The organism is Nocardioides sp. S5, from assembly GCF_017310035.1.
Classification (GTDB): Bacteria; Actinomycetota; Actinomycetes; order Propionibacteriales; family Nocardioidaceae; genus Nocardioides.
Genome location: NZ_CP022296.1, coordinates 35,089 through 49,183, shown reverse-complemented (window position 1 = coordinate 49,183; position 14,095 = coordinate 35,089). Strand labels below are relative to the sequence as shown.

Here is a 14,095-nt window from a genome sequence, read left to right as displayed (position 1 = left end):
GGACGCAGCCGGGGCGTCAGCGCACCCGTACGACCGACTTGCCGAGGGTCCGGCGCTCGTCCATGTCGACGAGCGCGCGCCCGAAGTCGCCGAGCTCGTACGTCGCTCCGATCGGCGGCCGCACCACACCCGAGGCGATCATCGGCTCGAGGCGGTGCCACTGCTGCTGCATGTAGCCCGGGCGCGTCATGGCGTACGCCCCCCAGCCGACGCCGCGGACGTCGGTGTTGCCCAGGAGCAGCCGGTTGACCTTGACCTCGGGGATGCCCTGCCCGGCGGCGAAGCCCACCACCAGCACCCGGCCCTGCTCGGCGAGGCAGCGCAGCGAGTCGGTGAAGGCGGGGCCGCCGACGACGTCGAGGACCACGTCGACACCCAGGCCCCGAGTCAGCTCCTTGACCGCGTCCTTGAAGTCCGGGCCGACGACGACCTCGTCGGCACCCGCGGCGCGCGCGAAGGCGGCCTTCTCCTCGGTGCTCACGACGGCGATGGTGCGGGCGCCGAGGCCCTTGGCGACCTGGAGGGTGGCGGTGCCGACGCCGCCGGCCGCACCGTGGACGAGGACCGTCTCGCCCTCGCGCAGGCTCCCGCGCTCCTCGAGCGCGAAGAGGGCGGTGAGGTAGTTCATCGGCAGCGCCGCGCCCTCGTCGTACGACAACGCGTCGGGCAGCGCGAAGGTGAAGATCGCCGGGTTGGCGACCTGCTCGCCCGCCCCGCCGTGGAGGTTCACGCCCGCGACCCGCTGGCCGACGGTGAACCCGCTCGACTCCGGCGAGCCGGGGTCGAGGACGACGCCGGCGAAGTCGACGCCGAGGGTGAAGGGCGGCTCGGGCTTGAACTGGTACTCCCCGCGGCTCAGCAGCAGGTCGGGGAAGGCCACGCCGACGCTGTGCACCTCGACGAGCACGTCGTGGGGCTCCGGGGTCGGCGGGTCGACGTCGCGGATGACGATGTCGGCGGGACCGGTGGTGGTGACGACCTGGACTGCCTTCATGGGGGCGAGCCTAGGGGGCTGTGGTTCGGGGGCGGTTGCGGTGGGCCGGTCGGGATCCCCGGCTACCCGGTGATCGCAACGACAGTGCGGTCGTCCTGGTGCGGCAACCGCACCACAGCGACCGCACAAGCTCAGCCGACGGCCTTGACCTCGCTGAGCTCGAAGTGCATCGGGTCGGTGAAGCGCCAGTCCCCGCCCCACGCGAAGCCCCACGTCTTGAAGATCGCCACCACGTCACGGTCGATCTCGCCGACGGTGCCGCGCAGGTTGCCGGGCACGTTTAGGTCCAGGGCCAGGCCGAAGGAGTGGTTGGACAGGGTCGTGGTGTTCGCGATGAAGCGCGGGTAGTAGCACCCGGCGTACTCCCCCGGGTTGATCTCGTCGGCCAGCCCGCGCTGCTGCACCTCCAGCAGCGCGGCGCGCAGCTGCGGGAAGAGGTCCTTGTGGCAGGTGACGCTGCCGAGGATCGGCACCACCTCGGTGCGGATGTTGGCCGCCACCCACCCGGGGTCGGGGTCGATCCGGCCGCCGCCCGCCACGCGGTAGCGGTAAGTGCCGACGACGCTGCCCAGCGTGCCGCCGGTCGGGATCGCGGTGAGCCTGGCGTCGGGGTCGAGGCCGATCCGAGACGCCACGTCGAGCATCTGGACCGACACGTCCTCGCCGACCAGCCGCTCGAGCGGCTTGCGGATGGTGGCGGGGGTGATGTCGTCGGTCGAGATCAGCAGGCCGTTGTTCGTGGCCATCTCGATGTCCTCGGCCCACGCGGTGTTGACCACCATGTCGATCGTCGGGATCTGGGGGGTGTACGCCCCCACGTGCAGCGTCGGGGCCTCGTCCTCGTTGCCGAGGCGGATCATCCCGTCGGCGTCCGCGAGCCGTCGCGCCACCGCGCGGTCGATCGCCAGCTCGCCACCCGCCACCCGGTCCCAGGCCTCCTGGAAGTCCGCCACCTCGGCGCGGGTGAAGTGGCGGTAGTCGGCCGGATCCACCGACGCCACGGTCAGCACGCGGTTCTCCAGGCTGACCTGGCCGAGGCCGATCCGCTCGGTGTGGGCGACGCCTCTGAGCTTCTCGATCTTCTTGACCAGGTCGTCGTCGAGCGGCTGGTCCCACTGCACGAGGATGTCGGCGCTCCACAGCCGGCCGTCACGCTCCCCGGGAGGCTCGACGGCGTGCTCGGGGTCGGCGACCGGGACGGCCGGCGTGGCCGGGGGCGCGGTCGACGGCTCGGAGGGGGAGGCGGGCGCCGGTGCCCGTCCGCCGGTGCTCCCGGCCTCGCTGCAGGCGCCGAGCAGCAGGACCAGCGCGGCCGCTGCCGCGCCGCCCCGCAGTCCCCGTCCTCGACACATGCCACAGACCTTAGGCGGCAGGGGCAGGAGTGCGGACCCGAGCGGGAATGGTGAACCACGAGACCACGCCCCCCACCACGAGCAGCACCGCGCAGGCGACCATCGCCGAGCCGTACGCCGTGTCGAGGCGCGCCGGGTCGCGGTAGTCGTCGCCGGCGAGGCCGACGGCCATCGGCAGCGCGGCGACCGCGAGCAGGGACCCCGCGCGGGCGACCGCGTTGTTGATCCCGCTGGCCACGCCGGCCACCTCGTCGGGCGCCGCGGCGAGGACGGTCGCGGTCAGCGGCGCGACCATCAGCGCCAGACCGAGGCCGAAGACGGTGAGGCCCGGAGCGACGTCGCGCCACCACACCACGTCGGGCCCGACCACCAGCAGCCAGAGCGTGCCGGCGGCCATCACGAGCGGGCCGAAGGTCATCGGGATGCGCGGCCCGATCCGCTCGCCGAGCGCGCCACCGCGGGCGGCGAGGAAGAGCATGCAGGCGGTGATCGGCAGCGTCGCCAGCCCGGCCGCGAGGGCGCCGTAGCCCCCGACGGTCTGGAGCTGGAGCACGAGGAAGAACAGGATCGCGCCGAGGGCGGCGTAGACGAGGAGGGTCATGAGGTTCGCGGCGCTGAAGGTCCGGTCGGCGAAGAGCCCCAGCGGGACCATCGGCTCGCGGGTCCGGCGCTCCACGACCACGAACGCCACCGCCGCGACCAGCCCGAGCGCCGCGGCCCACGGCGTCACCGCTCCCCCGGCGTCGGTGAGCGCCCAGGTGGTCCCGGCGAGCGCGAGCGAGGCGAGCACCGCTCCCGGGAGGTCGAAGCGGCCGTGCGCGCGCGGGTCGCGGGTCTCCGGCACCCACCGCAGCGCCAGCCACACCGTGAGCGCCGCGAGCGGCAGGTTGATGAGGAAGATCCACCGCCACGACGCGTGGTCGACCAGCAGACCGCCGACGAGCGGGCCGAGGGCGGCCGCGATGCCGCCGAGCCCCGACCAGGCGCCGATCGCGCGGCTCCGGTCCTCGGCGCGGAAGGCGCCCTGGATCATCGCCAGGCTGCCGGGGGTGAGCAGCGCGCCGCCGATCCCCTGCAGCACCCGCGCCAGGACCAGCACCTCGGCGGTCGGGGCGAGGCCGCACAGCAGCGAGGCCAGCGCGAACCAGACCGTGCCGACGAGGAAGACGCGGCGCCGGCCGAGCCGGTCGCCCAGCGAGCCGCCGAGCAGGATGAGCGAGGCCAACGAGAGCAGGTAGCCGTTGGTGATCCACTGCAGCTGCGACAGCGAGGCGTCGAGGTCCTCACCCATCGTGCGCAGCGCGACGTTGACGACCGTGCCGTCGAGCAGGGTCAGCCCCGACCCGAGGGTCGCCGCGGCGACGATGCCCCGCGCGCTCGGCGTACCCCACGCGACGGCGCTCACGCAGCCAGCGTAGGACTCAGGTGCCGAGCACCTGCGCGGACACCCAGGCGATGTCGGCACCCGTCTGCTCCGGCGAGCCGGACGGCTGCATCACGTGGCTGAGCACCACGCGCACGACCATGTCGATGGCCGGGTCGAGGTGGGCCGGGTCGATCCCGGGGGCGTACGGCACCACGCGGGCGCTGATGACGTCCTTGGCGACACCGAGGAGGGATCCGGCGTTCGTCGTCAGCAGCGGCAGCAGCTCGGTGTCGGCGCCGTGGGTGGCGCTGACGACGGCGTGCAGGAGCGGGTTGGCCCGGGCGTAGGTGAGCACGTCGCACACCGCGCGCTCGATCGCGCGGGTCAGGTCGTCCGGCTCGGCGTCGAAGGCCTCCTCGACCACCCGCAGGAAGCGGGCGAGCTCCTCGAGGATCATCGTCTCGGCAAGCGCCGGCTTGGACCCGACCTCGTTGTAGACCGTCTGCCGGCTCACCCCGGCCTCCTGGGCGAGGCGGGCCATCGTCACCGAGGCCCAGCCCGACGAGGTGGTCATCGCCACGGCCGCGGAGACGATCCGGTCGCGGGTCGTCTCGGGCATGGCCACGAGTCTAGGAGGCCGCCTCCCCGGGCGCTGAGCCGCGCTGCTCAGGCCACCGACCGCTCGGGCTCGCACGGGACGAAGTCGACCTTCTCGCGCACGCCACAGTCCGGGCAGCACCAGTCCACGGGGATGTCGGCCCAGGCCGTGCCCGCGGCGAAGCCCTCGTGCTCGTCGCCCGCGGCCACCTCGTAGACGTACTCGCAGCCGGGACACCGCGCGGCCAGCACCTCCCGGACCACCACCTCGCCCTCGCCGGTCGAGGTGTGAGCGGAGCGAGCCTCGAGGCCCGCCGCCTGCTGCGCTGCGTACCTCTTCAGGTACACCTCCCGCTTGCGCGGGCTGATGTTGGCCAGCGACACGTCGCCGCCGAAGTGGTCGACGACCCGCTGGTCCATCACGCGCCGCCAGATCGCCGGCACGATGGCCAGCACGATCATCCCGGCGTAGCCCGTGGGCAGGGTCGGGCTCTCCTCGAAGTCGCGCAGCGTCTGGTAGCGCCGGGTCGGGTTCGCGTGGTGGTCGCTGTGGCGCTGGAGGTGGTAGAGCAGCACGTTGGTCGCGATGTTGTTGGAGTTCCAGCTGTGGCTGGGCAGCACGCGCTCGTAGCGCTGGCGCTCACCCTCGCCGACCTTCTGTCGCAGCATCCCGTAGTGCTCCATGAAGTTGACGACCTCGAGGAGCGAGAAGCCGACGACCGCCTGGATGAGGAGGAAGGGAGCGACCTCGATGCCGAAGGCCGCGACGACGCCCGCCCACAGCACCAGCGACATCAGCCACGCGTTGAGCACGTCGTTGTCGAGGCGCCACGGGCTCTGCTTGCGCCGCGACAGGCGCCGCTTCTCCAGGCGCCAGGCGGACTTCAGCGACCCGCCGACCGTGCGCGGCCAGAACTGGTAGAAGCTCTCGCCCAGCCGGGCGCTCGCGGGGTCCTCGGGGGTGGCGACCCGGACGTGGTGGCCGCGGTTGTGCTCGATGTAGAAGTGGCCGTAGAAGACCTGCGCGAGCGCGATCTTGGACAGCCACCGCTCGTTGGCCTCCTTCTTGTGGCCGAGCTCGTGGGCGGTGTTGATGCCGATGCCGCCGATGCACCCGATCGAGATCGCCAGGCCGACCTTGTCGAGCAGGGTGAGGGGCTGGTCGGCCAGCACGCCGAACACGTCCCACCCACCGACGAGGGCCATCGCGCCGAGGAAGCCGGCGTACTGGACGGGCAGGAAGAGGTAGGTGATCCAGCGGTAGTAGCGGTCCTGCTCCAGCGCCTCGATCACGTCGTCCGGCGGGTTGGAGCGGTCGAGGCCGGCGACCAGGTCGATCGCCGGCACGATCCCGAGGATCACGATCGGGCCGATCCAGAACCAGACGCTCCAGCCGGTGGCGACGTAGCCGCCGAAGGCGACGAAGGCCAGGCTCGGCACCACGAGGCCGATCAGCCACAGGTAGCGCTTCTGGTCCTTCCAGAGCTCCGTGGTGCCGTCGGGCACCGTGCCGCTGGGAGCGAGTCGGGTGGGATATCCAGCCATCTGCCTGACCTCCTGCCGTGGGGTTTACATGACCATACGATCTGTAAACCGCGTTGACAAGAGCCTGACTTTTGTCAATCGCTTGCCGGGCGACGTCTCGTCCGGTGTTGCCCGCGTCACACCCGCCCGGCCCGGGCGATAGGTTGGTGCCCATGGAGCACCCCTTCGGCATCGACTTCGGCGGCACTGGCATCAAGGGAGCACCCGTCGACCTCGAGCGCGGCGACTTCGTGCACGACCGCGTCCGCATCGACACCCCGCGCCCCGCCACGCCCGACGCCGTGGCCGAGGTCTTCCGTGCCATCGTCGGCAGCTTCCCCGCCTCGAGCAGCCCGGTCGGCGTGACCGTCCCGGGCATCGTGCGCCACGGGTTCGTCCACTCCGCGGCCAACATCGACAAGTCCTGGGTCGGCGAGGACGCCGACGCGATCTTCACCGAGGCACTGGGCCGTGAGGTCCACGTCGTCAACGACGCCGACGCCGCCGGCCTCGCCGAGTCGGAGTACGGCGCCGCGCGCGGACGCCGCGGGCAGGTCCTCGTCATCACGCTCGGCACCGGCATCGGCTCGGCGATGATCTGGGACGGCGAGCTGGTCCCCAACACCGAGCTCGGCCACCTCGAGCTCGACGGCGCCGTCGCCGAGGTCACCACCGCGACGAGCGCGCGCGAGCGCGAGGGCCTGTCGTGGCAGGACTGGTCCCAGCGGCTGACGCGCTACTTCCGCCACGTCGAGCGGCTCTTCAGCCCCGACCTCTTCGTCGTCGGCGGCGGCGTGAGCAAGTCGTGGGAGAAGTTCGGCCACCTCATCGAGATCGAGACCGAGATCATCCCCGCCAGCCTGCAGAACCGCGCCGGCATCGTCGGCGCCGCCCTGGTGGCCCAGCGCAAGGCGGGCTTCCCGGACTGAGGTCCGGATCAGCCCTCCAGGATCTCCTCGAACGCCGCGGCAGCGCCGCGCAGATAGCGCTCGACGACCGCCTTCTCCTCCTCGGTGAAGGAGGCGTCGTGACGGTGGAGCGCGCTGAACATCGGCATCAGGTGCCCGACGATCTCGCTGCGGCCCGAGTCGGTGATGTGCAGGTCGGTGCGCCTGCGGTCGACCTCGTGCGGTCGCCGCTCGACGTGCCCCCGCGAGACCAGCCGGTCGACGATGCCCGTGGCGGCAGCCGTGGAGACCTCGAGCCGTCGCGCCACCTCGGCGGGCCCGATCTGCTCGCGGCTCAGGTGCTCGAGGGTGACCAGCTCGGTCCCGCTCAGGCCGGCCCGCCGCGCGACCGTGTGGTTGACCCGGCTCCCGGCGGCGACGAGGTCGCGCAGGGCGAGCAGCGTCGGCGGCTGCTGGCGCTCCTGGCCGCGCGCCACCCACGGCGGGGCCTCGGGTGCGTCCTGCTGGTCGCTCACGCCTGTCCTCACTGCGTCTGTCGGTCCGGCGCCGGGGTAGGCGCCGTAGTTGCGAGTCTAGACGTTGTACCGCTAACTTGATAAGTAACTTGGTTAGCAATCATCGCGACTAGCGACGTACGCCCGACCTTCGCCTCCCGAGGAGCATCGTGTCCGCACACCGAACCCCCGCCCTGGCCCGGGCCATCGCAGGCCGGCGCCTGGCCTGGGTCGTCGCCCTGATCCCGCTCCTGATGGCGCTCGCGGTCATCGCGATGGTGCCCGAGGGCGACCGCGAGGGCTCCGCCACCGACACCCTCCCCGCCGGCGCGGACAGCACCCTTGCCGTCGAGCTGGCCGACCGACTCCCGGAGGACGAGGGCCAGGTCGCCATCGTGCTGTGGACCGCCGACTCCGGCGAGCTCGACCAGGCCGTCCAGGGCGAGCTCGCCGAGCAGGCCGTCGCGCTGCTCTCGCAGGCGGGCGGCCAGGGCGCCCCCCAGGGTGAGCAGGGCGGACCCCCGCCCGGTACGCCGGACAGCGGGGGCGCGCCGCAGTCGCCGGTCGTCGTGGCCGAGGACGGCACCGCCGCGTTCGTCGCCGTGCCCGTCACCTCGACGTCGGCGACCGACAACATCGACCGCGTCGAGAAGCTCCGCGAGGACCTGCGCGACGACGCCCCCGACGGGGTCACGGTCGAGGTGACCGGCCCGGCCGGCATCCAGGCCGACATCGGCCAGGTCTTCGACGGCGCCGACTTCCGCCTGCTGCTCGCGACCGCCGGCATCGTGGCGATCCTGCTCATCATCACCTACCGCAGCCCGGTGCTGTGGCTGGTCCCGCTGGCCGTTGTCGGCATCGCCGACCGCTTCGCCGCCATCGTCGCCACCAACGTCCTCGAGGTGACGGGCGTGGCCTGGGACGAGTCGACGGTGGGCATCCTGAGCGTGCTGGTGTTCGGTGCCGGCACCGACTACGCACTGCTGCTGATCTCGCGCTACCGCGACGAGCTCAAGACCACCGACTCGCGCCACGAGGCGATGGCGCACGCCCTGGCCCGCACCACCGAGGCGGTCATCTCGAGCTCCACCACCGTCGTGCTCGGCCTGCTCACGCTCCTGCTCTCCGCGATCCCGACGACCCGCGGCCTCGGCCTCGCCTGCGCGGTCGGTGTCGTGATCGCCGCGACCTTCGCCCTCGTCGTGCTGCCGGCCGCGCTGGTGCTCTTCGGCCGCTGGGTCTTCTGGCCCAAGGTGCCTCGCGTCGGCGACGCGGTGCTGGTCGACTCCCGCGGCGTGTGGCGCCGCGTCGGCGACGCCGTGGCCAAGCGTCCGCGCACCTTCGTCGTCGGGACGGTCGCCGCCCTCGCCCTGCTCGCGATCGGCACGACCTCCATCACGACGGGTCTCGACCCGGCCGACCAGTTCCTCCAGCGCCCCGAGGCCATCTCGGCAGCGGAGCGGCTCGGCGAGTCCTTCCCCGCCGGAACCAGCGACCCGGTCCAGGTCCTCACCCGTGACACCCCCGAGCAGGTCCTCGGCGCGGTCGAGGACGTCGACGGTGTCGACTCCGCGCGGATCACGACCACCGGGGACGGCATCGCCCGCATCGACGCCGTGCCCGACGCGGCACCCGGCAGCGACGAGGCCCGTGACGTGGTGCTCGACGTCCGCGCCGCCGTGGCCGACTTCGACACGACCCACGTCGGCGGCGGCGACGCCGAGGCGCTCGACGCCAAGGAGTACGCGGCCAGCGACCGGCTCCTCATCCTGCCGCTGATCCTGCTGCTGGTGCTGGGCGCGCTGCTCCTGCTGCTGCGCTCGATCGTGGCACCGCTGCTGCTCGTCGCGACCGTCCTGGCGACGTACGCCGCCGCGATGGGCGCCTCGTGGTGGCTGTTCCAGGGCGTCTTCGGCTTCGAGGCGATGGACACCGGCGTGCCCCTGCTGGCGTTCCTGTTCCTCGTCGCGCTCGGTGTCGACTACAACATCTTCCTCGTCACCCGGGCCCGGGAGGAGGCGCGCGAGCACGGCACCCGCCAGGGCATGCTGCGCGCCCTGACCGCCACCGGCGGCGTGATCACCAGCGCCGGCATCCTGCTCGCCGCGGTGTTCGCCGTCCTCGGCGTGCTGCCGCTGGTGGTGCTGGCCCAGCTCGGCGCGATCATCTTCGTCGGAGTGCTGCTCGACACGCTCGTCGTACGCACGGTGCTGGTGCCGGCACTCGCGCTCACGCTGGGCGAGAAGTTCTGGTGGCCCCGGAAGGTGACAGGGCCGACGGCGCCGGCGGAGAGCTGAGCGCAGGGGCGGCGGTGAGGACCGCCGCTGCCCCGCCTCAGCCCTCGCGACCGCTGATCGCGGCAGCCACCCGCTTGGTCACGTCGGGGTGGAACACGCTCGGGATGATGAAGGCGGCGTGGAGCTCCTCCTCGCTGACGGTGTCGGCGATCGCCTGGGCGGCGCGCAGGAGCATGTCGACGGTGACCTCGTGGGCGCTGGCGTCGAGCAGGCCGCGGAAGACTCCCGGGAAGGCGAGCACGTTGTTGATCTGGTTGGGGTAGTCCGAGCGCCCCGACGCCACGACGGCGGCGTACTTGTCGGCCTCGGCCGGGTCGATCTCCGGGTCGGGGTTGGCGAGGGCGAAGACGACCGGCGACTCGGCCATGGTCGGGATCCACTCGGCCTCGAGGATGCCGGGGGCGGAGACGCCGACGAACACGTCGGCACCGACCAGCACGTCCTGCAGGGAGCCGGTCGCGCGGCGCGGGTTGGTCGCGGCGGCGAGCTCGCCGTGGGCTGCCGACAGCGACTCGTCGCCCTGGGCCAGGGCGCCCTCGCGGTCCACGACGACGACGTCGTGCGCGCCCGCGGCGAGGAGCAGGGTGACGATGGCGGTGCCTGCGGCACCGGCGCCCGACACCACGATCCGCACGTCGGCGAGCTGCTTCTCCACGCACCGCAACGCGTTGGTCAGCGCCGCCAGCACCACGATCGCGGTGCCGTGCTGGTCGTCGTGGAAGACCGGGATGTCGAGCGACTTGCGCAGGCGCGCCTCGATCTCGAAGCAGCGCGGCGCGGCGATGTCCTCGAGGTTGATGCCGCCGAAGCCGGGGGCGATCATCTCGACCGCGCGCACGATCTCGTCGGTGTCCTGGGTGGCGAGGCAGATCGGCCACGCGTCGATCCCGGCGAAGCGCTTGAAGAGCGCGGCCTTGCCCTCCATCACCGGCAGCGCGGCGCCGGGGCCGATGTTGCCGAGGCCGAGGACGGCGGAGCCGTCGGTGACCACGGCGACGGAGTTGCCCTTGATGGTGAGCTTGCGGACGTCCTCGGGGTTGTCGTGGATCGCCATCGACACGCGCCCGACCCCAGGCGTGTAGGCCATCGACAGGTCGTCGCGGGTGCGCAGCGGCACCTTGGACGAGACCTCGATCTTGCCGCCGAGGTGGAGCAGGAACGTCCGGTCGCTGACCTTGTGGACGGTGACCCCCTCGACCGCGTCCACTGCGGCGACGAGCTCGAGGGAGTGGTCGGCGTCGGCCGCCGAGCAGGTCACGTCGACCACGAGCCGGTCGTGGCGCGAGTCGGTGACGTCGATCGCGGTGACCACCCCACCGCCCTTGGCGATCGACGTGGCGACGGTCCCGACGACGTGGTGGTCGGGAGCGGTGTACAACCGCATAGTGATCGAGTACGACGACGCGGTTGCTGCCATGCGCTGACCTTCCACCTCCGCCGGGGTTACGCACAAGTCACCTGGGGCTACGCTCGCCTTGTGGACACAGTGTTCGCCGACGCCCCCGACCGCAGCCGCTACGAGCTGCGTGCCGGTGACGAGCTGGTCGGCCTCATCGACTACCGCCTCGCCGGCGACGTCATCACCCTCGTGCACACGGAGGTCCCCGAGGCCTTCGGCGGCCAGGGCTACGCCGCCCGCCTGGCCCGCGGCGCGCTCGACGACGCCCGCTCCCGGGGACTGCGCGTCGTGCCGTCGTGCGCCTACGTCGCGGCGTACGTCGACAAGCACCCGGACTACGCCGACCTGGTGCGCTGAGCCGCAGCGACGTTTCGACGGCACGCCACGGGGAAGCCCTATAGTCCCGCCAGGACGCCGGGGAACGGGGGAAGCACATGTCGGAGCTGTCCGCAGAGGTCGACGAGGCCGACGCGGTCGTCGCACGTCGGCTGGGGTTCCTCACCCGACCCCTCCAGGCCCTCGTCAACGCTCCACACGTGCTGGTGCTGGCCATCGTGGCGATCTGGGTCGGCTGCTCGTTGACCTACGCGGCGCTGGAGGGCAAGGGCCCGGTCGAGGGACTGTGGTGGGGCATCGTGACCGGCTCCACCGTCGGCTACGGCGACTTCTACCCCGCCTCCACCACCGGCCGCGCCGTGGGCGCCCTGCTCATCGTCTCGATGCTCGTGCTGGTGCCGATCGCGATCGGTCACGTCATCGCGAACCTCGTCTTCGACAAGGAGTCGCTCGCCGTGGCGACCGTGCTCGAGGACGTCCACGAGCGCATCGACCGCCTCGAGCACCTCACCCTCGCCTCACTGGAGGCCCAGCACGGACGCGAGTGGCTCGACGAGCGGCTCGCGGAGCACGAGGCGGCCGACGCCGCCACCACCGACGTGGCCGAGCAGATGCTCGAGATGTTCCGGCCCAAGTTCCCGCAGGACCCGGACCCGGGAGGGACCCGATGACCACACCCGTACGCCGCCGCATGCGCTCGACCAGCATCTCGCTCGGCATCACCGCGCTGATGGCCTCCAGCCTCACCGGCTGCTCCTCGAGCGCCGACTACGCCGCCGTGTGCGTCGACCCGGAGACCGAGGAGCGCGTCGACGACGACCAGTGCGACGACGACTCCGACTACAACGGCACCGGGTCCGGCTTCTTCTGGTACTACCTCGGTGCCAGCTCCCGCGTGCCGGCGATCGGACAGACGACGTCGGGTGGCACGTTCAACGGCAGCACCCTCAACGGCACCGTCCAGCGCGGGGGCCTGCCGACGACCGGCGGCTCCAGCGTCAGGTCCAGCACCACCAAGGGCGGCTTCGGCGGCAGCTCGCGCGGCTTCGGCTGACCAGCGGCCCGTCCTCGTCCCGACCTTCCACGCCCGCCTCCCAGGAGACCCCGTGACCGACCTGCTCAACGCCCTGCTCCACGCCGTCGCCTACGCCGCCGTCGGCGGGATCATGCTCGTCGCGGCCTACTACGTCCTCGACCTCGCCACGCCCGGCCACCTCGGCACGCACCTGCGCGGCGTCGACGAGAACGGCAACGAGTCGGTCCACGCGCACTCGCGCTCGGCCGGCGTCGTCACCTCGGCGTGGCTGGTCTCCAACGCCGCCGTCCTCTTCACCGCGATCTGGACCAACGGCGAGACGTCGCTGGGCTGGGCGCTGGGCTGGACGGTCTCCTTCGGCGCACTCGGCATCCTGCTCAACACGGTGATGTTCTTCGCCGTCGAGGTGATCACCCCGGGCGACCTGCGCCGCATCGTGACCGACCCCGGCCCGGTCCGTCCCCTGGCCTACGTCGCCGCGGCGGTCGCGCTGTCGGTCGGCGCCATCGTCTGCGCCAGCATCGCCTGATGTGGCGCCACCGCTCGAAGGCCCGTGAGGGCTGGCGGGAGAAGGTCGTCGAGCAGGGACTCGTCTTCCCCGTGACGAAGATGCCCGACGGCAGCGAGCTCCCCTACTGGAACGAGGACGCCTGGTACGAGGTCACCATGGAGGAGGTGGAGGCCCTCGAGGCCGCCACCGAGGAGCTGTGGGCGATGTGCCTGCAGGCCGTCACCCACATGGCCACGACGATGACCGACGAGCGGCTCGGCCTCCCGCCCGGCTCGCTCGACGTCGTACGCCGCTCCATCGAGGCCGGCGACCCCGCGCTCTACGCCCGCTTCGACCTCGCCTACGGCGCCGACGGCTCCATCAAGATGCTCGAGATCAACGGCGACACCCCCACCGGCCTCGTGGAGACCGGCATCGTCCAGTGGAACTGGATGGAGGACGTGATGCCGGAGATGGACCAGTGGAACTCCGTCCACGACCGCCTCGTCGACGGCTGGCGCACGCTGCGCCGCTCGGGGCGCTTCGACGGCGACCGGATGCACTTCCTCTACGACCTGGGCGATGAGGACTCCTACGACGGCGGCGAGATGGAGATGACCTGCCACTACCTCATGGACACCGCCGTCCAGGCCGGCTGGCTCGCCCTGGCGCACCCGGTGGCAGAGGTCGGCTGGAACCCCGACGCGCGCGAGTACCGCGACGTCCACGACGAGCCGCTGCGCAACGCCTTCAAGCTCTACGCCTGGGAGGAGATGCTCGCCGAGCCGTTCGGCCGTTTCATCGTCGACCGGGCCGAGGCGCGGCCCACCCGGTGGATCGAGCCGGCGTGGAAGGTGCTGCTCAGCACCAAGGCGCTGCTGCCGGTGCTGTGGGAGCTCTTCCCGCGCCACCGCCTGCTGCTGCCGGCGTACTTCGACGGGCCGCGCGACCTCGAGCGCTGGGTCGCCAAGCCGCTGCACGGGCGCGAGGGCGACAACATCCGCATCCACCTCGACGACATGATCGAGGACGTGGTGATGCCCGGCGGCTACGGCGCCGAGGGCTGGGTCTACCAGGGCTACACCGAGCTGCCGAGCTTCGAGGGCAACCGCGTCGTGCTGGGCTCGTGGATCGTGGACGGCGAAGCCGCCGGGATGCTGGTGCGGGAGTCGGACAACATGGTCACCGACTACTTCTCCCGCGTCGCCCCGCACGTCATCTCCGACGGGCTGGCGCCGACCGAGGCCCAGGTCGCGGCGTGGCTCGCCGAGCGCGTGGGCCCCGACGCCCCCACGCTCTGAC

At 72.1% G+C, this 14,095-nt stretch carries 14 protein-coding genes; 7 read left to right on the top strand and 7 right to left on the bottom strand.

The window, feature by feature from the left end; translation table 11 throughout:
• Positions 1–16: 16 nt before the first annotated feature.
• The 5 genes from CFI00_RS00255 to CFI00_RS23780 form a co-directional block, all read right to left on the bottom strand.
• Positions 17–994 carry an NADPH:quinone oxidoreductase family protein gene (locus CFI00_RS00255; RefSeq protein ID WP_207083361.1) on the bottom strand — a complete coding sequence of 326 codons (978 nt, stop codon included), beginning with the start codon at positions 992–994 and terminating at the stop codon, positions 17–19.
• A gap of 131 nt (positions 995–1,125) precedes the next feature.
• Complete coding sequence (locus tag CFI00_RS00250; protein ID WP_207083360.1) at positions 1,126–2,346, bottom strand: M15 family metallopeptidase; 1,221 nt, start codon at positions 2,344–2,346, stop codon at positions 1,126–1,128.
• A 10-nt stretch (positions 2,347–2,356) separates the two neighbouring features.
• Positions 2,357–3,751 carry an MFS transporter gene (locus CFI00_RS00245; RefSeq protein ID WP_207083359.1) on the bottom strand — a complete coding sequence of 465 codons (1,395 nt, stop codon included), beginning with the start codon at positions 3,749–3,751 and terminating at the stop codon, positions 2,357–2,359.
• A 16-nt stretch (positions 3,752–3,767) separates the two neighbouring features.
• Complete coding sequence (locus CFI00_RS00240) at positions 3,768–4,331, bottom strand: TetR/AcrR family transcriptional regulator (protein ID WP_207083358.1); 564 nt, start codon at positions 4,329–4,331, stop codon at positions 3,768–3,770.
• A 47-nt stretch (positions 4,332–4,378) separates the two neighbouring features.
• Positions 4,379–5,854, bottom strand: a complete 1,476-nt coding sequence (locus tag CFI00_RS23780; protein ID WP_207083357.1) for a fatty acid desaturase — start codon at positions 5,852–5,854, stop codon at positions 4,379–4,381.
• 152 nt (positions 5,855–6,006) lie between these two features.
• On the opposite strand from CFI00_RS23780, the gene ppgK reads away from it, so the two are divergent.
• Positions 6,007–6,762, top strand: a complete 756-nt coding sequence (ppgK, locus tag CFI00_RS00230) for a polyphosphate--glucose phosphotransferase (protein ID WP_207083356.1) — start codon at positions 6,007–6,009, stop codon at positions 6,760–6,762.
• An 8-nt stretch (positions 6,763–6,770) separates the two neighbouring features.
• Here ppgK and CFI00_RS00225 read toward each other — a convergent pair whose 3' ends face one another.
• On the bottom strand, positions 6,771–7,256 hold the full coding sequence (locus CFI00_RS00225) for a MarR family transcriptional regulator (protein ID WP_242532609.1): 486 nt from the start codon (positions 7,254–7,256) through the stop codon (positions 6,771–6,773).
• Positions 7,257–7,405: 149 nt separating this feature from the next.
• Here CFI00_RS00225 and CFI00_RS00220 point away from each other — a divergent pair, with 149 nt between their 5' ends.
• Positions 7,406–9,532 (top strand): MMPL family transporter, encoded by a 2,127-nt coding sequence (locus CFI00_RS00220; RefSeq protein ID WP_242532608.1) that lies wholly within the window; start codon positions 7,406–7,408, stop codon positions 9,530–9,532.
• Positions 9,533–9,569: 37 nt separating this feature from the next.
• Here the strand turns inward: CFI00_RS00220 and CFI00_RS00215 are convergent, their stop codons facing one another.
• On the bottom strand, positions 9,570–10,949 hold the full coding sequence (locus CFI00_RS00215) for an NAD-dependent malic enzyme (RefSeq protein ID WP_207083355.1): 1,380 nt from the start codon (positions 10,947–10,949) through the stop codon (positions 9,570–9,572).
• A 60-nt stretch (positions 10,950–11,009) separates the two neighbouring features.
• On the opposite strand from CFI00_RS00215, the gene CFI00_RS00210 reads away from it, so the two are divergent.
• The 5 genes from CFI00_RS00210 (at position 11,010) to CFI00_RS00190 (ending at position 14,094) form a co-directional block, all read left to right on the top strand.
• Positions 11,010–11,288, top strand: coding sequence for a GNAT family N-acetyltransferase (locus CFI00_RS00210; protein WP_207083354.1), 279 nt, complete (start codon positions 11,010–11,012; stop codon positions 11,286–11,288).
• A 77-nt stretch (positions 11,289–11,365) separates the two neighbouring features.
• The gene (locus tag CFI00_RS23775; protein ID WP_207083353.1) at positions 11,366–11,938 is read left to right on the top strand and encodes a potassium channel family protein; all 573 of its coding nucleotides are present in this window, start codon (positions 11,366–11,368) and stop codon (positions 11,936–11,938) included.
• Positions 11,935–12,321 (top strand): hypothetical protein, encoded by a 387-nt coding sequence (locus CFI00_RS00200; protein ID WP_242532607.1) that lies wholly within the window; start codon positions 11,935–11,937, stop codon positions 12,319–12,321. The genes CFI00_RS23775 and CFI00_RS00200 overlap by 4 nt, the downstream gene beginning before the upstream one ends.
• Before the next feature lie 52 nt (positions 12,322–12,373).
• Entirely contained in the window at positions 12,374–12,832 is a 459-nt protein-coding gene (locus CFI00_RS00195) for a DUF350 domain-containing protein (protein ID WP_207083352.1), read from the top strand.
• The gene (locus CFI00_RS00190) at positions 12,832–14,094 is read left to right on the top strand and encodes a glutathionylspermidine synthase family protein (RefSeq protein ID WP_207083351.1); all 1,263 of its coding nucleotides are present in this window, start codon (positions 12,832–12,834) and stop codon (positions 14,092–14,094) included. The genes CFI00_RS00195 and CFI00_RS00190 overlap by 1 nt, the downstream gene beginning before the upstream one ends.
• Position 14,095 lies beyond the last annotated feature (1 nt).